At 61.8% G+C, this 20,485-nt stretch carries 17 protein-coding genes and 1 tRNA gene; 9 read left to right on the top strand and 9 right to left on the bottom strand.

The window, feature by feature from the left end; translation table 11 throughout:
* Positions 1–58: 58 nt before the first annotated feature.
* Complete coding sequence (gene recG / locus IEX64_RS05045; RefSeq protein ID WP_188818598.1) at positions 59–2,116, bottom strand: ATP-dependent DNA helicase RecG; 2,058 nt, start codon at positions 2,114–2,116, stop codon at positions 59–61.
* A gap of 103 nt (positions 2,117–2,219) precedes the next feature.
* On the opposite strand from recG, the gene IEX64_RS05050 reads away from it, so the two are divergent.
* The 4 genes from IEX64_RS05050 to IEX64_RS05065 all read left to right on the top strand — a co-directional run bounded on the left by IEX64_RS05050 (position 2,220) and on the right by IEX64_RS05065 (position 8,330).
* Positions 2,220–2,642 (top strand): baeRF12 domain-containing protein, encoded by a 423-nt coding sequence (locus IEX64_RS05050; protein ID WP_188818599.1) that lies wholly within the window; start codon positions 2,220–2,222, stop codon positions 2,640–2,642.
* A gap of 52 nt (positions 2,643–2,694) precedes the next feature.
* On the top strand, positions 2,695–2,964 hold the full coding sequence (locus tag IEX64_RS05055) for an FAD assembly factor SdhE (RefSeq protein ID WP_188818600.1): 270 nt from the start codon (positions 2,695–2,697) through the stop codon (positions 2,962–2,964).
* Positions 2,965–3,193: 229 nt separating this feature from the next.
* The gene (mfd, locus tag IEX64_RS05060; protein WP_188818601.1) at positions 3,194–6,670 is read left to right on the top strand and encodes a transcription-repair coupling factor; all 3,477 of its coding nucleotides are present in this window, start codon (positions 3,194–3,196) and stop codon (positions 6,668–6,670) included.
* Positions 6,671–6,764: 94 nt separating this feature from the next.
* Complete coding sequence (locus tag IEX64_RS05065; RefSeq protein ID WP_188818602.1) at positions 6,765–8,330, top strand: S10 family peptidase; 1,566 nt, start codon at positions 6,765–6,767, stop codon at positions 8,328–8,330.
* Positions 8,331–8,387: 57 nt separating this feature from the next.
* Here IEX64_RS05065 and IEX64_RS05070 read toward each other — a convergent pair whose 3' ends face one another.
* Positions 8,388–9,716 carry a GGDEF domain-containing phosphodiesterase gene (locus IEX64_RS05070; RefSeq protein ID WP_188818603.1) on the bottom strand — a complete coding sequence of 443 codons (1,329 nt, stop codon included), beginning with the start codon at positions 9,714–9,716 and terminating at the stop codon, positions 8,388–8,390.
* An 86-nt stretch (positions 9,717–9,802) separates the two neighbouring features.
* Here IEX64_RS05070 and IEX64_RS05075 point away from each other — a divergent pair, with 86 nt between their 5' ends.
* Positions 9,803–10,582 (top strand): NAD kinase, encoded by a 780-nt coding sequence (locus IEX64_RS05075; protein ID WP_188818604.1) that lies wholly within the window; start codon positions 9,803–9,805, stop codon positions 10,580–10,582.
* Between the two features lie 122 nt (positions 10,583–10,704).
* Positions 10,705–10,779, top strand: a tRNA-Asn gene (locus IEX64_RS05080).
* Positions 10,780–11,072: 293 nt separating this feature from the next.
* On the opposite strand, the gene IEX64_RS05085 is transcribed toward IEX64_RS05080, so the two are convergent.
* From IEX64_RS05085 to IEX64_RS05110, 6 genes are all read right to left on the bottom strand, one after another.
* Positions 11,073–12,023 carry an abortive infection family protein gene (locus IEX64_RS05085; RefSeq protein WP_188818605.1) on the bottom strand — a complete coding sequence of 317 codons (951 nt, stop codon included), beginning with the start codon at positions 12,021–12,023 and terminating at the stop codon, positions 11,073–11,075.
* Between the two features lie 316 nt (positions 12,024–12,339).
* Positions 12,340–12,894, bottom strand: a complete 555-nt coding sequence (locus tag IEX64_RS05090) for a cytochrome c oxidase subunit 3 (protein ID WP_188818606.1) — start codon at positions 12,892–12,894, stop codon at positions 12,340–12,342.
* Positions 12,891–13,637, bottom strand: a complete 747-nt coding sequence (locus IEX64_RS05095; RefSeq protein WP_188818607.1) for a hypothetical protein — start codon at positions 13,635–13,637, stop codon at positions 12,891–12,893. Before IEX64_RS05095 ends, IEX64_RS05090 begins: the two co-directional genes overlap by 4 nt.
* Positions 13,634–13,954, bottom strand: a complete 321-nt coding sequence (locus IEX64_RS05100) for a cytochrome C oxidase subunit IV family protein (RefSeq protein ID WP_188818608.1) — start codon at positions 13,952–13,954, stop codon at positions 13,634–13,636. The genes IEX64_RS05095 and IEX64_RS05100 overlap by 4 nt, the downstream gene beginning before the upstream one ends.
* Before the next feature lie 126 nt (positions 13,955–14,080).
* Positions 14,081–16,819, bottom strand: a complete 2,739-nt coding sequence (gene secA / locus IEX64_RS05105; RefSeq protein WP_188818609.1) for a preprotein translocase subunit SecA — start codon at positions 16,817–16,819, stop codon at positions 14,081–14,083.
* Between the two features lie 114 nt (positions 16,820–16,933).
* On the bottom strand, positions 16,934–17,212 hold the full coding sequence (locus IEX64_RS05110; RefSeq protein WP_188818610.1) for a hypothetical protein: 279 nt from the start codon (positions 17,210–17,212) through the stop codon (positions 16,934–16,936).
* A 137-nt stretch (positions 17,213–17,349) separates the two neighbouring features.
* Here IEX64_RS05110 and argJ point away from each other — a divergent pair, with 137 nt between their 5' ends.
* The 3 genes from argJ to IEX64_RS05125 are packed head-to-tail and all read left to right on the top strand — an operon-like array spanning position 17,350 to position 20,016.
* On the top strand, positions 17,350–18,576 hold the full coding sequence (gene argJ, locus IEX64_RS05115) for a bifunctional glutamate N-acetyltransferase/amino-acid acetyltransferase ArgJ (protein WP_188818611.1): 1,227 nt from the start codon (positions 17,350–17,352) through the stop codon (positions 18,574–18,576).
* A 4-nt stretch (positions 18,577–18,580) separates the two neighbouring features.
* Complete coding sequence (locus tag IEX64_RS05120; protein WP_188818612.1) at positions 18,581–19,204, top strand: glutathione S-transferase family protein; 624 nt, start codon at positions 18,581–18,583, stop codon at positions 19,202–19,204.
* A complete protein-coding gene (locus IEX64_RS05125; RefSeq protein ID WP_188818613.1) occupies positions 19,201–20,016 on the top strand; it encodes an inositol monophosphatase family protein in 816 nt (271 codons plus the stop codon). Before IEX64_RS05120 ends, IEX64_RS05125 begins: the two co-directional genes overlap by 4 nt.
* An 80-nt stretch (positions 20,017–20,096) precedes the next feature.
* On the opposite strand, the gene trxA is transcribed toward IEX64_RS05125, so the two are convergent.
* Complete coding sequence (trxA, locus tag IEX64_RS05130; protein ID WP_188818614.1) at positions 20,097–20,417, bottom strand: thioredoxin; 321 nt, start codon at positions 20,415–20,417, stop codon at positions 20,097–20,099.
* Positions 20,418–20,485 lie beyond the last annotated feature (68 nt).

Consider the following 20,485-nt stretch of genomic DNA (forward strand, 5'->3'; position numbering starts at 1 on the left):
GGGATCGAAAGGTCCTCCGCCTTTTCTCTTTGCGGCGTTCGTTGGTGGCGGAAAATCGTCAGCCGCCGCGAAGCAGCTGCACACCCCAGTCGCGCTCGAAGAGATAAAGGAGCTGCCGCGCAGCTTCGCCGCGCTTGCCCGACAAGCCGCCGTCGCGCTCCATCAATAGCCGGGCATCGTCATGGGCGAGCGGCAGGAGCTTCTGTATCTGCTCCAGACTGGCAATGCGGAATGGCGTATCCCCCGATTGCCGTGTCCCCAGCAATTCGCCGCCGCCGCGCAGTTCGAGATCTTCCTCGGCGAGACGAAAACCATCCTGTGTCTCGCGCATCAGAGCGAGCCGCTGGCGCGCCGTTTCCGACAGCGAATTTCCGCGCAGCAAAAGGCAGGTGGACTTCTCGCTGCCTCGTCCGACGCGGCCTCGCAGCTGGTGCAACTGGGCAAGACCGAACCGCTCTGCCTGCTCGATCACCATGAGCGTGGCATTGGGAACATCGACGCCTACTTCGATCACGGTAGTGGCGACCAGAAGCCGAGCCCTACCCGAAGCGAATTGCTCCATCGCGGCGTCCTTTGCCTCGGGTCGGAGCTGACCATGAACGAGAACGACATCCTCGCCGAAGCGCTCCTTGAGCACCGCGAAACGCGCTTCGGCTGCAGCGATGTCGTCGGTCTCGTTTTCGCGGACCATAGGACAGACCCAGTAGGCCTGCTGTCCGGTCTCGAAGTGCCGGGCCAGTGCACCGGCCACATCCGCGATCCGCTCGACCGAAACGACGCGCGTATCTATAGCCTGTCGCCCCGGGGGCAGTTCGTCGAGGCGGGAGACGTCCATCTCGCCGTACTGGGCCAAGGTGAGCGTGCGCGGGATCGGCGTGGCGGTCATCGCCAGCGTATGCGGCGTGCGCCGACCCTTGCGCGCCAGCATCAGGCGCTGTCCGACGCCGAAACGATGCTGCTCGTCGATCACGACCAGCGCCAGATTCCGATACTCTACAGAGTCCTGAAATATAGCATGCGTGCCGACGACAATGTCGATCGATCCGTCGAGCAGGCCCATCAGGATCGATTCCCGCGCCCTGCCCTTGTCCCGACCGGTGAGCAGCGCAATCTCGACGCCGGTGCCTTCCAGCATCTTGCGGAGCGTTTCGAAGTGCTGCCGAGCAAGAATTTCCGTGGGTGCCAACAGCGCTGCCTGCGCACCCGCTTCGACAGCGATCAGCATCGCCGAAAGCGCGACCACCGTCTTGCCGGCCCCCACATCGCCCTGCAGCAAACGCAGCATCGGCGCGGATTGGCCGAGGTCGCCCTCAATCTCGGCAATGGAGCGCTTCTGGGCACCGGTTAGCGCGAAGGGAAGCCGTAGCTTCGTCCGCAGCGAGCCATTGCCGGAAAGAGGGCTGCCGCGCTGCGCCCGATTGCTTTGGCGCACGAGCATCAGCGCCAGCGCATTGGCCAGAAGTTCATCATAGGCCAGTCGGTCGCGAGCGGCGGCATGAGCAGCCTTGTGCGCCTCTTGCAGCGCTTCGCGCCAGGCGGGCCACTGCATACGGTCCAGCAGCCCCGGCTCGATCCATTCGGGAAGCTCGGGCAGGCCTTTGAGCGCCTGCTGCACAAGTCCGGCGATACGTCCCTGCGTCAGCCCTTCGGACAGGGGATAGACGGCTTCGCGCAGCTGTGCGAGCGGGGCGGACGTACTTTCGGAGACATGCTCGGGATGGACGATCTGCAAGGCCTGCCCGTACTGGTCCAGCCTTCCCGCAACCCAGCGCCGCTCGCCCAAGGCCAATTGCTTCTTCGCCGTGTAGGACGCCCGCCCGAAATAGATGAGCGTGCAATGGTTCCCGATGTCGTCTTCGGCGACGACCCGGAACGGCCCCCTGCCCGCCGCCGCGCGATGTTCGCGCACGGTCAAGGCCACGACGACGTTCTCCCCCACCCCGGCTTCATCGAGATTCGAAACCGCGCGCCGCTCCACGAAACGGTCGGGCAGGTGGTAGGTTAGGTCCTTGATCCGGGCGAGGCCGAGCTTTTCGAGCGGACGGCGCAACTTGGGCCCGACTCCGTCGAGCACGTCCACTTCCACGAACAGGGGATTGAGCGCTTCTGGCCTCATGGCCACCCCTTAGCGCGGGAGCACATCGTTTCACCAGTGAATGCGGAACCGGCGCATGCAAGTTTCGTTGGAAACATGGATCAATCAATAAGAGGAGAAATCCATGCTCTTGCCGCACGGAACAGTGTTCGCGATCGTCGATGGAGAGAACTTCGAGCTCTATCGCAATTCCGGCATGGAAACGTCCCCCAAGCTCGCCGCGATGGACGTGCCCGATCTTAATGGCACCAACTACAGCGCCGGTGCCAAGGACCATGACAAGATATCACGATTCCAGACGGGTGCGCCCAAGGACAAGATCGGCAAGCTCGAGGAAGCAGCCCATGTGACTGCGGTTGCCGAGTGGCTGAATGGGGAGGTTCTGGCCCACCGGATTGATAAGCTGGTGATCGTCGCCGATCCGCGCTCGCTTGGGGAAATGCGCCGCCACTATCACAAGCAGCTGGAAAACGTGCTGCTGGGCGAAGTGCCCAAGACCATGACCGGCCGCCCAACCGAAGACATCGTGCAGATGCTGCACGCCTGACGGATCATAGAGCACCTTGCCGATACCGGCGCCGTGTCGTAACGGCGCCGGTATGTCTGATCTTTCGCCCCGCTTGGCCCGTTTGAAGTTCCGCGCATGGCATCGCGGCACGCGCGAGGCCGACTACATGATCGGCTGCTTCTTCGACCGCTTCCACGCCGATTGGTCCGAAGCCGACCTCGACCTGTTCGAAAAGATGATCGAGGAAGAGGATGTCGATATCATGGCCTGGGCGCTTGGCACCCAATCCATCCCTGAGGAATACCGCGGCCCGCTGATCGAGCGCATGATGAAGCTCGACTACGTCGAAATTCCGCGCTGACCTTCGGATCTACAGCGGGCTGAGCAAATGCCCGCCGTCGACGGGAATAGCCTCGCCAGCATGGCTCTCGATGCGCCCGTGACCAAAGCCCGCTTTCCGCTCAGATCTGTCACCGTCATTTACCGCACCTCGTCTGCTTGCCACGGTGATGGCCCAGAGGCAGCGGCGCACGCAACTCTCAAGATGATTGAAATTCCCACTCAAGCCGTTATCTCGCGCCCATCCTGACATGGCAGACTTTCAACGCATTCTCTCGGCCACCGCGCCCCTGACCCTGGCCTCGGTGACGCGCGGGGCGCAGCCACTCGTCATGGCCGACCTCGCCCGCGCCGCCAAAGGCCGCGCCGTATTCATCGCCGACAACGAAGCGGCAATGAGCGCTATTGCCGAAGCGGCGAAGTTTTTCGCGCCCGAGCTGGACGTGCTGGAATTCCCCGCATGGGACTGCCTGCCCTACGACCGCGCCAGCCCGGCGCTATCGGTCAGCGGGCGCCGGCTTGCCGCGCTTTACCGATTGCAGGCCAAGCGCAAGGGCCCGCAGCTGCTGGTCACGACGGCCAATGCCCTGCTGCAGCGTGTGCTGACGCCCTTTCGCATTCGGGAATCGGTGCGTCTCCTCAAGCCGGGAATGGAGATCGGCCACGAAAGCCTGATCGCGCTGTTACGACGGCAGGGCTATCAGCGTTCCGACACCGCTATCGATGCGGGCGAGTTCGCCGTGCGCGGCTCGATCTTCGATATCGTGCCCGCCGGGCTCGATGCCGGCCTGCGGCTCGACTTCTTCGGCGACGAACTCGAAACACTGCGGCTGTTCGATACGAGCACGCAGCGCTCGACCGGGACCGTCGATGACTACCTTCTGTTGCCCGCCGGCGAAGCCCTGCTCGACGACGCTACGGTCAAGCGCTTCCGCAGCCGCTATCGCGAGATGTTCGGCGCCAATGCCACGGGTGATCCGCTTTATCAGGCCGTCAGCGACGGGCGCCGGCTGGCGGGCATGGAGCACTGGCTGCCACTTTTCGAAGACCGGCTTGTCACGCTGTTCGACCATCTGGCCGACGACGATCTGATCGTCGCCGACACCGCAGCAATCGCCGCCACCGACGAGCGGCTTGGCGATATCGCAGATTACCACAAGGCCCGCCTCGACACCTCGGGCCAGAAGGCCGGCAGTTATCGTCCTCTGGCAACCGATGCCCTCTATCTGGGCGCCGAGGAACTGACGCAGGCGCTGTCGGGCTTTCCCGTCCATCGCGCCGATCCCTTCGCCCAGCCCGAGAGCGGCAAAGTCGTTGACTTCGGCTTTCGCAATGCCCGCGACTTCGCGCCGGAACGCGCGCGAGGCGACAATGCCTACGAAGCCGCCGCCAAGCATCTGCAGGCGGTTGGGAAGAGTGGGCGCAAGGCAATCCTTGCCGCCTATTCCACCGGCAGCCGTGCGCGTCTCGCTTCCATTCTGGGCGAGGCTCAGGGACCGGAACCGCGCCTGACCGAAACCTGGCAGGAAGCCCTGGGGCTGGCCGTGCAGGGCCGCTCCGCCGCGCTGGTGCTGCCGCTCGAAACCGGCTTTAGCAACGATGCGCTGGAAGTCGTCACCGAGCAGGACATCCTCGGCGACCGCCTCGTGCGGCGCAAGAAGAAGCGCAAGGATTCCGACGCCTTCCTCGCCGAACTCTCGGCGCTGACGCCGGGCGACCTGATCGTCCACATGGATCACGGCATCGGCCGCTACGAAGGTCTGCAGTCGATCCCGGTCGGTCAGTCCCCGCACGACTGCGTGATGCTGACCTACGCGGGCGGCGACAAGCTCTACATCCCGGTCGAGAACCTCGACGTGCTCTCGCGCTATGGTAGCGAGAGCGACGGCGTCATGCTCGACAAGCTGGGCGGCGAGGCCTGGCAGAAGCGCCGTGCGCGCCTGAAGGAACGCATACGCGAGATCGCCGGTGAGCTGATGAAGACGGCCGCCGAACGCGCGCTGCGCAAGGCGCCGGTCATGGTGCCCGAAGGCTCCGCCTACGACCAGTTTGTCGACCGCTTCCCCTGGCAGGAAACCGACGATCAGGACCGCGCCATCGAGGACGTGCTGAACGATCTTTCCGAAGGCAAGCCGATGGACCGTCTCGTCTGCGGCGATGTCGGCTTCGGCAAGACCGAGGTCGCTCTGCGCGCCGCTTTCGTCGCCGCCATGGCCGGGCAGCAGGTCGCCGTCGTGGCGCCGACCACCCTGCTCGCCCGCCAGCACTATTCCGGGTTTGCCGAGCGCTTTGCCGGTTTCCCGCTCAATGTAGGCCGCCTCTCGCGCCTCGTGCCCGAGAAGGAAGCGCGTACCACGCGCGAAGGACTGGCGAGCGGTACCGTCGATGTCGTCTGCGGTACGCACGCGATTCTCTCGAAAACCGTGCAGTTCAAGCGCCTTGGTCTCGTCATCGTCGACGAGGAACAGCGCTTCGGCGTAAACCACAAGGAAAAGCTCAAGCAACTGCGCGCCGATGTGCATGTGCTGACGCTCACCGCCACGCCGATCCCCCGCACGCTGCAGATGGCGATGTCGGGCCTGCGCGAACTCTCCACCATCCAGACCCCGCCGGTCGACCGTCTCGCGGTGCGCACCTACGTGATGGAATGGGACGACATGGTGACGCGCGAGGCCCTGTTGCGCGAACACCATCGCGGCGGGCAGAGCTTCATCGTCGTGCCGCGCATTTCGGACATGCCCGAGATCGAAGAGTGGCTGCGCACCCACGTCCCGGAAGTTAACTGCATTACCGCGCACGGTCAGATGAGCGCGGGCGAAGTGGAAGAGCGCATGAGCGCCTTCTATGAGGGCAAGTACGAGGTGCTGCTCTCCACCACCATCGTCGAAAGTGGCCTCGACATTCCGCGCGCCAACACGATCATCATCCACCGCGCCGACCGCTTCGGCCTTGCCCAGCTCTACCAGTTGCGCGGGCGCGTGGGCCGCTCCAAGCTGCGCGCCTATGCGTACCTGACGACGCCGGCCGACACGGCCCTGTCGGAAGTCGCTGAAAAGCGCCTCAAGGTTCTGGGCGATCTCGACAGCCTGGGCGCCGGCTTCCAGCTCGCCAGCCACGACCTCGACATCCGCGGCGCGGGCAACCTGCTGGGTGACGAGCAATCGGGCCATATCCGCGAGGTCGGCTTCGAACTCTACCAGTCGATGCTCGAAGACGCGATCATGGCTGCACGCGCAGGCGGTGTCGGGCTGGAGAAGGACACTTCGGGCCTTTCCCCTCAGATCACCGTCGATGCGCCGATCATGATCCCGGACGACTATGTGCCGGATCTCGCTGTGCGCATGGCGCTCTATCGCCGTCTCAACGATGCGGACAGCCAGCAGGAAATCGAGGCGCTTTCCGCCGAGATGATCGATCGTTTCGGCCCGCTGCCGCAGTCCACGACTAATCTCATCAAGCTCATCGAGATCAAGCGGCAGGCCGTCGAGGCCCACATTGCCAAGATCGACGTGGGCGCGCGCGGCACACTGGTAAGCTTCCACAACGACAGCTTCCCCAACCCCGCAGGCCTCATCGCCTATGCCGAGCGACTGCAGGGTACGGTCAAGCTGCGGCCGGACAGCAAGCTGGTCCTGTCGCGCGCCTGGGGCGATCCCAAGGCGCGGCTCAACGGGCTGGTCCAGCTCACCAAGGGGCTGGCCTCAGTCGCGCGAAAGGCCGGTAGCTGAGGCTCTCAGAGAAGACATATCCTCTTGCCGCCGGGCGATGGACCGTTAAACATTCGCGCCGGTTCGCATCCCCCGACGATACAAAGGATAATCGATGAAACTCCCAGCGACGCTTGCCGTTGTTTCGCTGCTTGTGCTTTCGCAACCGGCTCTCGCGCAAAAGCCCGATGATGATGCCGCCACTGCGGCTAAGGAACACGCCAAGCAGACTGCCAAGACCGTGGCCGACAACTGGGCCAGCGCGCCGGTCGAGGAAGTCTCCAAGTCGACCAAGGGCTCGGTCACGGTCGATGGCCGTTCGATCGCCTACACCGCGACTGCCGGAACGCTCACCATCCGCGACGACAGCGGCAAGCCCACCGCGAGCGTCTTCTACACCGCCTATACCGCGCCGGGTAAGCATCGTCCGCTGACGTTCTTCTACAACGGTGGCCCCGGATCGGCGAGCCTGTGGCTGCGCATGGGCAGCTTCGCCCCGATGCGCGTGCAGACGACCGACCCCGTCTCCGTGAAGCCCGCCCCGTTCAACGTCGCGCCCAATCCAGACAGCCTGATCGGCAGCACCGACATGGTCTTCATCGATGCCGTCGGCGCCGGTTACTCGCGTCCGCTGGGAGACACAAAGCCCTCGACCTTCTACGGAGTCGATCAGGACGTCGATGCCTTTGCCAAGGCGATCTTCCGCTACGTCAACAAGAACGGCCGCTGGGGCGATCCCAAGTACATCTTCGGTGAAAGCTACGGCACGACCCGTTCGGGCGCCCTCGCATACCAGCTCGAGGATCGCGGCATGGCGCTCAACGGCGTGATGCTGCTGTCCTCGATCATGAACTACGGCATCCGCCAGTCTGGCTTCGACAATATCTATGTCGGTTATCTGCCGACCTTCGCGGCGGTCGCCTGGTATCACAACAAGGTCCCCGACCGTCCGGCCGATCTGGCGACTTTCGTCGAACAGTCTCGCCAGTTCGCCAATGGCGCCTACGCGGCGGCTCTGGGCAAGGGGCAGGACATCACGCCGGCGGAAGAGGACGCCGTAGCCCGGCAGCTGAGCCGCTTCACCGGTCTGTCGGTGGAATTCATCAAGAAGGCCAACCTGCGCGTCGACCTCAACCGGTTCCGCAAGGAGCTGCTGCGCGATCAGCGCGAGACGGTGGGGCGCTTCGATGGGCGCTATCTCGGCATCGACCCCGATGCCGCTGGCGAAGGGCCCGACTACGACGTATCAAGCACCGCGATCACCGGCGCCTACGTCGGCAGCTTCCTCGATCGGCTGACCAACACCTTCGGTTATCGCACCGACATGCACTACCGCCTGAGCGCGCGCGAAGGTGCCGATTTCAAATGGGACTGGTCGCACGAATCGCCGCAGCGTGGCTGGGGTCGCAACCAGAATGTCGCCGACGTAACCGTCGACCTCAGCGCCGCGATGCGCACCAATCCGCACCTGCGCGTGTTGTCGCTCAACGGCTACTACGACATGGCCACGCCGTTCCACTCGACCGAGCGGGACCTCAAGCACATGATGCTCGAGCCCAAGCTGCAGCCCAACCTCCAGTTCACGTACTACCCTGCCGGGCACATGATCTACCTGAACCCCGAAGCGTTGCACCAGATGCGCCTCGATCTCGAGCGCTTCTACGCGCAGGGCGAAAACTGATCGAAACAGGGCCGGAGAGGGAAACCTTCCGGCCCTTTTCCTAACCTTCGGTCTGCGTCACGCCTCGGAGCCGGCCAGTTTCTGGAACAGCGCCGCGCTCATCGGCTGCGCTCGCAGAAAGCCTTGATAGAAGCCACAACCTTCCCGCTTGGCGACAACACGCTGGGCTTCCTCTTCGATGCCCTCGGCGATCACCTTCAGGTCGAGTGCCTCGGCCATTGCGACGATGGCGCGCAGCACGGCAACGTCACGCTTGTCTGTAGTCACCCCCTCGATCATCGAGCGATCGAGTTTGAGGTAGTGCATCGGCAGCACCTTCAGATAGCGGAAGTTGCAGAACCCCGCCCCGAAATCGTCGAGCGCGATGCGAATACCCTGCGCGGAGAATTCGGCCATCATGTCTGCGGCCATGGCGATATCGCTGATCAGCGCCTGCTCGGTAACTTCCAGCGTCAGTCGGCGCAGCGGAAAGCCGCTCTCGCGTATCAGGTCGAGCATTTGGCGCACGTAGCTGCCGAACGCGAGATCGGCGGGCGTGACGTTGATCGAGAGACGCAAGTCTCCCGGCCATTCGCTCGCCGCTGCCAAGGCCTTGGCGGCAATGTGGCGCGAAAGCGGACCGATGTGATCAGCGCGTTCTGCTATCGAAAAGAGCGCGCCCGCCCCGATCCGGCCGAGCTCCGGGTGGTTCCAGCGCGCAAGCGCCTCGGCGCCGGTGAGGCTGTCATCCTCGAGGTTGAACTGCGGCTGGAACAGGACTTCGATCTCGTCGCGGTCGATGGCACCGAGCAGGTCCGCTTCCAGCTGCGCGCTGGAATGCCCCGGCGGCGTCACTTCCCCATCTGCCCAGGCCAGACGTTGCCCCTGCTGCTCGCTGGCTTCCTGCAGTGCGTGTCCGAGGCGATCCAGCATCGAGTCCACGCTCTCGTCCGTCAGCGCCCTGATGAGCGCCACGCGGGGCGACAAGCGCAAAACGCCGGTCGGAACGGCAATGGGACGCGAAATGAGATCGGCCAACTGATCGGCCACGAGTTGCCAGCGCTCGCGGCTGCAAGCCTCGTTAGCCACAAGCAAAAAGCTGCCGCCGCCGGCCCGAGCCAGCTGCCAGGGGCCATCCAGCTCTTCGGATGCGAAATGCTGGATGCGGCTAGCGACTTCCTCCAGCGCACCGTCGCCCGCCGCTTCCCCGTAGGCAATGTTGATCGCCTCCAGCCTGCGCAGGCTGAACAGCATAGCGTGAACATGGGCATGGCGCGGTACGATCGCCGGATCCGACCGCCATGCCGCTATCCGCTCGTGCACAGAATCCACACCGGGAATGCCCGTCAGCCGGTCTTCGAGCCGCGTAGAATGGCTCTGAGTTCGATCCTGTTGCGATACACCCATGGAAAGCCCTTAGCCCAAAGCCCTTGCCAAAGCGTTCAAAATTCGACAGCCACCCCCGATATGGTCGAAGGCGACCGGGGGACTTGATGATCGACGATCTGAAGCTTGCACTGATCGTATCGGACAGCGCCAAGGCGCAAGCCGGTGCCCAGTCGCTGCGGGATTCGCACGACTGGGTTTCACCGCAGGAAGCCGACGTACTTGTGGTGCTGGGCGGCGACGGCTTTTTGCTGCACGTTTTGCACGAAATGCTCGACTGGGAATTCCTGAAGCCCGTCTATGGCATGAATCTGGGAACCGTGGGTTTTCTGATGAACGGCCAGCAGGACCACGTCCCGGTGGCACAGCGCATTGCCGAAGCGCACCGGGTCCCGGTTCGTCCGCTCTGCATGCACGCGACCAATCAGAACGGCGAGGAGTTCAGCTACTACGCCATCAACGAGGTCTCGTTGCTGCGCGAAACCCGCCAGACCGCGAAGCTCGAAGTGCGCATCAACGGACGCGTGCGCATGGAGGAACTGGCCGGTGACGGTATTCTTCTTGCCACGCCTGTCGGCTCGACGGCCTACAACCTCTCCGCAAACGGACCGATTCTCCCGCTGGGCTGCCGCATGCTGGCCATGACGCCGCTCAGCCCTTTCCGCCCGCGCCGCTGGAAAGGCGCGATCCTGCCCGAAAGCGCGGAAGTGGAATTCCGCATCCGCGAACCCGGCAAACGGCCTGTCGCTGCCGTCGCCGACCAGAAGGAAGTGCGCGATGTCGCCACCGTACGGATCGCGGCGACGGCGGAGCGCGAATTGACCCTGCTGTTCGACCCCGGCTTCACGCTCGAAGAACGCATCTTTGCCGAGCAATTCCAGGTCTGACCCGCGCCGTCTGCACGACGGAATGATTTTGTACGAAAATTCCTCCAGCTCGGGCTTGCCAAGGCGAAACGAGCCGCTTATAGGCGCACCCCTGCCCCGCGGTGGAGACACTGCAGGGCTGCTCCCCGATAGCTCAGCGGTAGAGCATTCGACTGTTAATCGAATGGCCGTAGGTTCGAATCCTACTCGGGGAGCCACTTTTACAAAAAAGCGCGCAAAACCAATGGGTTAGGCGTTTTTTCATAAGGTTCACCTAAAAGGTGAACCTTACAGACCCCTCCTTTTTCCAACATTGTTTAAGCTTTGTTCGCACGTTGGTTCCGACGCTCTAACTGAGGAAACCAGCTACCATTACCATCTGTGCGACTTAGCATGCAGCCACGTTCTACCCGTGGCTGATAAGCTGGAGAAGGCTGGATGAGATGGCGAGGAAAGTCAGGCATCATCTAGTGATGCCTAATTCAGGCTCCGCCCAACCAGTTCCGATCCTTCATTCGCTACGTGCCATACACTTTGATGCCTCAGCTATAAAAACGATTTTGCTTGCGGCGAGGTGAAGCGCATACGCGGCAATATAACCCGGCACATTCTTCGGAGTAGAGCCTTGCCCATGAGAGGCATCATTGTCTCTTATCTTAGGCAGGCCGCTCTGCAATGTCGCAACAAGTTGATCAAAGCTTCCGTCTAGATAGACTGGCCACAGACCGTTAGCCTTTGCAACTTTTACCAAGTCAGAGATGCGAGCGCCCTTCTGATAAGTCCAGCCTTTTTGATCAAAGATCGATTTGAACGTACTCTCAACCGCATTCGCGGCCATCGCCACTGCTTGTCGAAATTCGCTAGCCCGATAATGCTGATGAGCTTCTAGGAACTCCTGCCTCGGCCCTTCGAACCCCTGGCCGGACAACAATGAGAGCGCAGGCTTCACCACTTCAGCGTGCACATATTGGCTGTCCACTCGGATCAGCCGCGTGCCTTCCAACTGATACCCGACACCAGCCTGAAGCAAACGGTAGTTAATTTCGTCGATTGCCTTTTGACCTTGCATCGACACCTGCCACGTCTGGCGCTTATACCTATACCGCTCTCCAGCCATGATTTCGATGCCGATCGCAATCAACTCAAGAAAGTCCAACCAGTCGAGCGTTGCGCATTTGCGCATGTAAGCAAGAATACGTGCCCCAGAAAAATCTTCATGCGAGATCCTATCCAAACCCTTTTCGCGAAGATATATGCGCTCAATATTATGCCAAACGTCGTTGTCCTCAATTATATTAGTGTAGGATCCGGCATATGAACCATATTGTCCTATGGCTTCAGTACTAATCTGTCCAACCTGAACACGAAGGTTCTGCGGTATTTCATCATATTGATATACGTCTGAAATGCCCGAATTGGCGGCGTCCGCCTGCCGTTTGGAAAATAGATTATATATGGCCATGAACACCCCTTTATGCCTCCTATATGTAAGGCAGTCCTTCAAAGCTTAAAAGGGAACAACAGCACCAAGTCCGCGCATCGAGACTCTCTGCAGCCAGCCCCCCCCACAAGTCCGGGACGTAGACTCCACAGTATCGAAGCAAACGTAGGGAAAGTAGGTGAACCCTTTTGTCTAGGACGCCGCAGACTACCGTGAGTCGCACAAGAGGGTGAACCTTACTCAAACCCGCAGAAATCTGGGGTTCGTATAGAACTACTCGGGGAGCCAATTTTTTCCTCCACCACAACAATTGGGTTTGCGGCCGTCGATCCTTGCTTCACAGCAAGTAGATCACCGCGAAGATTCCGATCCAGAGCAGATCGACGAGGTGCCAGTAGCATCCGGCTGCTTCGATCAGCCGCTCGTCCGCCGCAGTCTCTCTCCGCATATGATTCGCCACCACGGTAAGCAGCAGCATGCCTGCAGCAACGTGAAACCCATGGTATGCGGTGAGGAAAAAATACCAGGTGCGGAAGACATCTGCCGACACCGCGTACCCGGCCTGTGCAGCATGGACATATTCCACGGTCTTAAGCGCAAGGAACACGAGGCCTGAGAAAGCAGCGCCGTATATCCAGGGCGCAGCGAAACGGCCACGCGGAACGACTCGTGTCCCCATGGCAACGGCCCATGAGCCCGTCAGCAGCACCAGTGTATTGATCAGGCCCACGCCAACCAGCAAGCCTTGCCGTCCTTCGTGGAAGACTTGCGGGTTGTGCACCCGGTCGATCGCGCTGAGCACGAAGAAGAGTGCGAACAGGGCCAGATCCATGAAGATGAAGACCCACAGTCCGGTTTCCCCCGGCAAGTGTCGTGTCTCGCTGGTCCTCATGCCGCTGCCTCCGTCTTTGCTGCGGCTGCCTGGGCATTGATCGCGCGGCGCACCAGCCACCAGGTCACCATCATCCAGCCGAAAACGTCGGAGAACGGCAGCCACCACCCGAACAGGTTATTCCAGGCGAACCAGCCATCGTGAAAGAACATCAGCATGGGCGCGGGCAAGATCGCGATGGTCGAAGCGATCGAGAACCAGCAGTACCAGCGCGGGAAAGCCGGTTCGGAAGAGGTGTCGAGAAGCCCTGCGATCGCCACGCAGATGGGAAAGGCGATGTAGGGGCAGGCCATGCCGAGAAACGGCAGAAAGCCAAGGTCGCTGGCGAGCAGGACAAGATCGGGCGAACGGTCCGGCCGGAACAGCGCCACGCCGAGAAACATGAGCGGAAAGGTAAAGGAAACGACGTTGCCCGCCGCTGCCATCAGGGCCGCATAAGTCCAGACGCGCGGCCCCTCCGCCTCGATCCGCGCGATCTGCCCGATAATCGCGGCGCTGAAGGGCATCAAGAAGGCGATGCTCATCATCGAGAGCATCATGCAGGCTATCAGCCGGTCCCTGCTCCCCAGCAGAAAGCGTGCCATCTCTTCACCGCCCAGAGAGGGTGACGGCGGCGGGATCAGATGCCCCAGCACCGCCCAGCCGAGAAAGAACACCGCCATGAAGGGGAACAGGCTATTGAGCGCAATCAGTTGGCTCTGCCGTATGCGGGCGATGCGCGCAAGATCGACTGGCGGACTCACGAGGGCCATCCCGCAATCACCAGTCCGACAGCGGCGAATGTTCCGACATTCCAAGTTACGGCACCAAGACGCCATCCGATACCTGCAGAGCGCAAGCCCATGAACAGCGCTATGACAAGATAGATTTTGATCGCGGCCAAACCCAGTATCGTCGCGATGCGGACCGGGTGGGCGCCCGCCCCGTCATGCCCCGACACCAGCCAGCCGACTACCGTCGCTGCAATCAGTGCCAGCCATACAATGGTGACTGTCCGCCCGCGCGTCGCCGGCCCGCCAGGCATTTCGCTGCCCGTGCTTGCGGTTTCGTCAGCATGCATGCCCGAACCTCTCCCCCGTTGTTGTTGGGGAAGAGGCTATCGACGGGTTTTCAAAGTGCCAAGGCGAAGCGCGGCATCCGCCGTATCAGGCAGGATGCCATTGCCTATCCAAGCAATCGCCAGTGGTCAGACGAGAGCGCCGTGGCAGTGCTTGTACTTGTTGCCCGAACCACACGGACAAGGCGCGTTGCGGCTGATCGGCAGGTCAGCATAGGGGTTCTCACCCGTGCCGCCCGGGCTCGCTCCGGCCTCGGGGCTTCCCGCCAACGAACCGAACAGCGCCGCCTGTGCAGCCGAACCGTCACCATCATTGGAGTTGTCGAGCCCCGTAAACGGATCGATGTGGCCGGTAAGGAAGTCCGGCAGATCCGGAAGGGCAGCAGGCTCGGGCATGCGCAGCTCGCTGACGGCCAGGATGCGCGTCACGTCCTCACGAATGCCTTCCAGCATGCGTTCGAACAGGCTGAACGCCTCCTGCTTGTACTCGTTGATCGGCGTGCGCTGCGCATAGGCGCGCAGGAACACAACCTGACGCAGGGCGTCGAGCGTGGCGAGGTGCTCCTTCCAGTAGTGGTCCAGCCTATCGAGCAGGATCGATTTTTCGACCTGACGCCAGATCGACGGATCGTCCTTGCCCATCTTCTCGTTCATGTGCGCATCGGCCATTTCGGTAATGCGCTGTTCGACGATTTCCGGATCGATACCGTCTTCGTCGACCCAGGTCTCGATCGGCGGATCGATCGCGAGCACGTCCCTGACTCTTTCCTTCAGGCCCTCGACATCCCAGTGCTCGGGGTAGGAACCTTGCGGGCAGGCATCTGCCACCAGTGCGTTGATCGTATCATGGCGCATGTCGACCACCACATCATCGACCGCCTCGGCGTCCATGATATCCGCGCGCTGCTCGTAGATCACCTTGCGCTGGTCGTTCATCACGTCGTCGTATTCGACAACCTGCTTGCGGACTTCGTAGTTGCGCGCTTCGACCTTCTTCTGCGCGGTCTCGATGGCCTTGGAAAGCCACTTGGAACCGATCGCCTCGCCGTCCTGAAGGTTCGAATTCATCATCTTCGAGAACAGGGTGTCCGGCCCAAAGATGCGCAGGAGGTCATCCTCCAGGCAGAGGTAGAACTTCGACAGGCCCGGATCGCCCTGACGGCCCGAACGGCCACGAAGCTGGTTGTCGATGCGGCGGCTTTCGTGCCGCTCGGTGCCGATCACGCAAAGGCCGCCCGCATCGAGCACCTTCTGCTTTTCTTCGGCCACTTCCATCTTGATCCGGGCGATGGCTTCCTCGCGCTCGGGCCCTTCGGGCATGTCGCGCAGTTCGTCGTCTGTCCGGAACTCGAAGTTGCCGCCGAGTTGGATGTCGGTGCCGCGGCCGGCCATGTTGGTGGCGACGGTCACTGCCCCCAGACGGCCCGCCTGTGCCACAATGTGCGCTTCACTTTCGTGGAAGCGGGCGTTGAGCACCGAGTGCTTCACACCTTCCTTGTTGAGGAAGTCCGAAAGCAGTTCCGACTTCTCGATCGAAACGGTGCCGACAAGGACCGGCTGGCCCTTCTCGTTCTTCTCGCGGATGAGCTTGGCGATGGCACCAAACTTGTCCAGCGTGTTCTTGTAGAACTCGTCTTCCTCGTCGATGCGCTGGATCGGCAAGTTGGTCGGGATGGTGACCACGTTCATCTTGTAGATGTCGTAGAATTCCGCGGCCTCGGTCGCGGCCGTACCGGTCATGCCCGAAAGCTTGGGGTACATACGGAAGTAGTTCTGGAACGTAATCGAGGCGAGCGTCTGGTTCTCCGGCTCGATCTTCACGCCTTCCTTGGCCTCGACCGCCTGGTGCAGACCGTTAGACCAGCGGCGGCCATCCATCATGCGGCCGGTAAATTCGTCGATGATGACGATCTTGCCGTCCTTCACAACGTAGTCCGTGTCACGCTTGAACATGACCACGGCCTTGAGTGCCTGGTCGAGGTGGTGGACCACCTGCGTATTCTCGACGTCGTAGAGGTTGGAACCCTCCAGCAGGCCCGCGGCTTCGAGCATGCGCTCGGCCTTTTCCACGCCGTCCTCGGTCAGCATGACGCTCTTCTGCTTCTCGTCGGTCTCATAGTCTTCGGGATCAAACTGCTTCACGACCGCGTCGACCGAGATGTACAGTTCCGACTTGTCGTCCGTCGGACCCGAGATGATGAGCGGGGTACGCGCCTCGTCGATAAGGATCGAGTCGACTTCGTCGACGATCGCAAAGTTGAAGGGGCGCTGCACCATCTGGCTGCGCTCGTGCTTCATGTTGTCGCGCAGATAGTCGAAGCCGAACTCGTTGTTGGTGCCGTAGGTGATGTCGGCGGCATAGGCCTCGCGGCGTTCGAACTCGTTGAGGTTGGGCACAATCACGCCGACGGTGAGCCCCAGGAACTGGTGAACCTGACCCATCCACTCCGCGTCACGGCGGGCAAGGTAGTCGTTCACCGTAACGATGTGCACGCCTTTGCCTTCAAGCGCGTTGAGGTAAGTAGCGGTGGTGGCGACAAGCGTCTTGCCCTCACCGGTGCGCATCTCGGCGATCTCACCGCGGTGAAGCACGATGCCACCGATCATCTGCACATCGAAGTGGCGCATGCCGAACACGCGCTTGGAGGCTTCGCGCACCGTGGCGAAGGCTTCGGGCAGGATGTCGTCAAGACTAGAGCCGTTCGCGAGCTGCTCGCGAAACTTGACGGTCTGTGCCGCCAGTTCCTGATCGTTCAAGGCTTCAAGCGTGGATTCGAAGGCATTGATCTGCTGCACGATCTTGTCGAGCGACTTGACGTAGCGGTCGTTGGAAGAACCGAAAATGGATTTGACGATGGCGCCGAGCATGGCGGGAATCCCTGTTATTCGAAGATGTATGGTAAATTTCGAAGATGCGTCATCGACTTTTGCCGGACGCATCGAGCACGCTCAAAAGGAGCGGAAAACCTGGAGATTTACCCGCTATTCGCGAGCGCGGTCTATTCCCGGCAGCACCGGTACAACCGAAACGACAACCGGCTCGGCTGTGCGGGCCGGCGCATGGCGGCGCGTATTGAGAAGGCCCGGTTCCGGCAAGCGTGCCAGCGCGACCGGTGCACGCGGTGCCTTGGCTGACGCAACCTCGCCCAGCATCGCCACTTGCATGCTGGCAACCTGCGACGCACGCGCCTCGGCCGGGCCGACTTGCGCGGAAAACCCCGTCAACAGGGCAAGGAGGGTCAGGAGCAGGCGATTGGCCATGGCGTGCAGATAAGGACGTGCGGGCCATTAGTCTACTGCCCCGCGCACTCTGACCGAATTTACGGATGAATCGGCGCTACCCGCCGGCTGTCTCGCTAGTGCTTGACCTGTCACAGTCTTGCGTTACCCGCGTGGGCATGACTTACCCGGTATCGCCGCTCGCAACGCCTTTTCCAGACCTGCCGCAAATCGACGGGGTCACGCCGCATGTCGTACGTGCAGGTTACAAGGACTGGGGCCGCTGCGACCTCACCTATGTCACTTTCGAAGAAGGCACCGCCGTCGCCGGGATCTTCACGAAGAATCTGTGCTGTTCGAGCGAAGTCGAACTCGGCCGCGAAAATATCAGGCAGGGTCAGGCGCGGGCGCTTGTCGTGAACGCCGGCAATTCGAATGCCTTTACCGGCTATCGCGGACGCGAGGCGGTCGAGCAGATCATGGATCAGGTCGCGGCCCACCTTGGCTGCGCCAAAGAACAGGTCTTTGTCTCGTCCACCGGCGTCATCGGTGTGCCGCTACCCAAGGACAAGGCGCGTGAGGGCGTGGAAAAAGCGCTAACAGCAGAGCCTTGTTCCTGGAAAGACGCTGCCAACACCATCGCAACCACGGACACATTCGCAAAAGGCGCGACGGCCACGGCGATGATCGGCGACACGAAAATCACCATCAGCGCCATAATCAAGGGTTCCGGCATGATCGCGCCGGATATGGCGACGATGCTAGGCTATCTGTTCACCGATGCCGCAGTGGATCCCGCATTCCTGCAGAAATGCCTCTCGGCAGCGAACCGCAGCACATTTTCTTGCATCACCGTCGATTCGGACACCTCGACGAGCGACACGGTACTGGCCTTCGCCACCGGCAAGGCCGGCAACGCCCCGCTCACTTCGTTCGAAAGCCCCGGCGCGGATGCCTTCTATGCTGCCATCCATGAGGTATGCGCCCAACTGGCCCACCTCGTCGTGCGCGACGGTGAAGGCGCCTCCAAGTTCATCGCCGTGACCGTCAGCGGCGCCGTCTCGGACGAGAGCGCGCGCAAGGTCGGCATGGCCATCGCCAATTCGCCGCTGGTGAAAACCGCCATTGCCGGCGAGGATGCCAACTGGGGCCGCGTAGTCATGGCCGTGGGCAAGGCAGGCGAACCCGCCGACCGTGACAAGCTCTCGATCGGTTTCGGCGGGATATGGGCCGCGCTGGAGGGCATGCCCGTGCCGGACTACGACGAAGCGCCAGTCGCTGCACACCTCAAGGGACAGGACGTGACGATCGAAGTCGATCTGGGTCTTGGCGACGGTATAGCCACCGTGTGGACCTGCGACCTGACGCACGGCTACATCTCGATCAACGCCGACTACCGCAGCTAAACCGATGGCCAAGCCGTTCTTCACGATCTGGGGCCGCCTGAACTCCCACAACGTCAAGAAAGTGGTGTGGTTTGCGGAGGAACTGGGTCTCGCTTACGAGCGCCGCGATATCGGCGGGCAGTTCGGATTTACCGACGAGTATCTCGCCAAGAACCCCAACCGCCTGATCCCCACTATCGAGGATGGCAAGGTCGTCCTGTGGGAATCGAACGCAATCCTGCGGTACATGGCCGCCGAGTACGGCGGAGAACGCTGGTTTGCTGCCGATCCTATCGACCGTGCCCTGGCCGACCGCTGGATGGACTGGCAAGCAGCCTACGCCGAAGCGCAGCGCGTACCGTTTCTCAGCTTCGCACGGACACCGCGTGAAAACTGGGATATGTCAGCGATCGAGCAAGGCGTCATCGCCTGCGCCAGACATCTGTCCGTCATGGAACGCTATCTTCAGGAAAAACCCTGGCTGTCTGGCGGCCAGTTCGGTGTCGGGGACATTCCCATGGGCGTCTACGCCTATACCTGGTTCAGCCTGCCGTTCGACAAGCCGGACTTTCCGGCAATCGCCAACTGGTACGACCGCATACGCGGACGTCCCGGATATGCTTCGCAAGTGATGATCCCGCTCACATGATTACGCCCGCCCTGACAACGGCCGTCGAAGCGATCATGCGGGAAGCGAGCGAGCAGGCCATCCTGCCGCACTACCAATCGCTGACGACCGCGCAGATCGATGCAAAGGCACCCGACGACGTTGTCACGGTCGCAGACCGGAAGAGCGAAGAGCTTCTGACAGACCGTCTCTCCAAGCTGCTTCCGGAAGCCGCTGTCGTTGGCGAAGAAGCCACGTTTGCGGACGGCGGAGTCCTCGACCAGCTGAAGGACCGCCTGTGCTGGATCGTCGATCCGCTGGACGGCACTAACAACTTTGCCGCCGGCAAGCCCCCTTTCGGCGTCCTCGTGACACTGGCGGACAAGGGCGAAACGCTGGGCGGATGGATACTCGATTGTCTGACAGGCCGGTTCTGCCACGCCGGTCTCGGCTCTGGCGCCTGGATAGATGGCGAGCGCGTTGCAGCAAAGCCCAGTGGCGAGACCAGGCCGGTCGCGGCCATTTCTCTCATATTTCTGGAAGAAAGCCGGCGCGCGCAGATCCGCGAGCACATTGCTCCGCACTATCGTCTGGTCGACATTCCTCGCTGCGCCGCCGAGCAGTACCCCCGCCTGGTTCTGGGCACCAACGATGTTTCCGTATTCGAACGCACCCTGCCGTGGGACCACGCAGCCGGTGCGCTGTTTCTCAACGAAGCCGGCGGACACTGCGTCCGCCCTGATGGCTCGGCCTACCGCGTCGATGAATTCGAACGCCGCGGCATGATCGGAGCATCGTCAGCCGCCCTGTTCGACGATTTGGCCGAACGACTGGCTGTGCTCGGCAGCCAATAGCGGCATCCGGAAAACAGAGGCCCTCCCCGCCACATGGCAGGAAGGGCCTCTGTTATTCCTGGAAATCGAAGGTCAGGCGATCAAAGTTCGCCTTCGAGCCAACCCTTGAGAGCATTCTTGGGGGCCGCGCCGAGCTTCTGGGCTACGGGCTTGCCGTCCTTGAACAGTACCATGAGCGGGATCGACTTCACGCCGATCTGGCCGGGAATGTCGGTGTTGGCCATGATGTCCATCTTCGCGATGGTCACCTTTTCAGCCAGTTCCTCACTGATTTCCTCGAGAGCCGGGCCGATCATCTTGCACGGGCCGCACCAGTCCGCCCAGAAATCGACGAGAACGGGCTTGTCGGCATTCAGAACGTCGGCTTCGAAGCTGGCATCGGTGACAGCAATGGTGGACATGGAAAAAACTCCTCGGGGTCTGATGAGGTAACAATCTAGAGACGAAAGCCGCCGGCGCAACGCCCACG

Source organism: Novosphingobium indicum (genome assembly GCF_014645195.1).
Lineage (GTDB): Bacteria > Pseudomonadota > Alphaproteobacteria > Sphingomonadales > Sphingomonadaceae > Novosphingobium > Novosphingobium indicum.

What these genes read in the sequence shown, in the direction of transcription:
- IEX64_RS05050 (WP_188818599.1), top strand. Translation starts at nt 2,220, where the DNA reads ATGCTCTTGCCGCACGGAACAGTGTTCGCGATCGTCGATGGAGAGAAC.
- IEX64_RS05120 (WP_188818612.1), top strand. Translation starts at nt 18,581, where the DNA reads ATGGCCAAGCCGTTCTTCACGATCTGGGGCCGCCTGAACTCCCACAAC.
- IEX64_RS05100 (WP_188818608.1), bottom strand. Translation starts at nt 13,954, where the DNA reads ATGCATGCTGACGAAACCGCAAGCACGGGCAGCGAAATGCCTGGCGGG.
- IEX64_RS05055 (WP_188818600.1), top strand. Translation starts at nt 2,695, where the DNA reads ATGTCTGATCTTTCGCCCCGCTTGGCCCGTTTGAAGTTCCGCGCATGG.
- IEX64_RS05085 (WP_188818605.1), bottom strand. Translation starts at nt 12,023, where the DNA reads ATGGCCATATATAATCTATTTTCCAAACGGCAGGCGGACGCCGCCAAT.
- secA (WP_188818609.1), bottom strand. Translation starts at nt 16,819, where the DNA reads ATGCTCGGCGCCATCGTCAAATCCATTTTCGGTTCTTCCAACGACCGC.
- IEX64_RS05070 (WP_188818603.1), bottom strand. Translation starts at nt 9,716, where the DNA reads ATGGGTGTATCGCAACAGGATCGAACTCAGAGCCATTCTACGCGGCTC.
- IEX64_RS05065 (WP_188818602.1), top strand. Translation starts at nt 6,765, where the DNA reads ATGAAACTCCCAGCGACGCTTGCCGTTGTTTCGCTGCTTGTGCTTTCG.
- IEX64_RS05110 (WP_188818610.1), bottom strand. Translation starts at nt 17,212, where the DNA reads ATGGCCAATCGCCTGCTCCTGACCCTCCTTGCCCTGTTGACGGGGTTT.
- IEX64_RS05125 (WP_188818613.1), top strand. Translation starts at nt 19,201, where the DNA reads ATGATTACGCCCGCCCTGACAACGGCCGTCGAAGCGATCATGCGGGAA.
- recG (WP_188818598.1), bottom strand. Translation starts at nt 2,116, where the DNA reads ATGAGGCCAGAAGCGCTCAATCCCCTGTTCGTGGAAGTGGACGTGCTC.
- IEX64_RS05090 (WP_188818606.1), bottom strand. Translation starts at nt 12,894, where the DNA reads ATGAGGACCAGCGAGACACGACACTTGCCGGGGGAAACCGGACTGTGG.
- argJ (WP_188818611.1), top strand. Translation starts at nt 17,350, where the DNA reads ATGACTTACCCGGTATCGCCGCTCGCAACGCCTTTTCCAGACCTGCCG.
- IEX64_RS05075 (WP_188818604.1), top strand. Translation starts at nt 9,803, where the DNA reads ATGATCGACGATCTGAAGCTTGCACTGATCGTATCGGACAGCGCCAAG.
- mfd (WP_188818601.1), top strand. Translation starts at nt 3,194, where the DNA reads ATGGCAGACTTTCAACGCATTCTCTCGGCCACCGCGCCCCTGACCCTG.
- trxA (WP_188818614.1), bottom strand. Translation starts at nt 20,417, where the DNA reads ATGTCCACCATTGCTGTCACCGATGCCAGCTTCGAAGCCGACGTTCTG.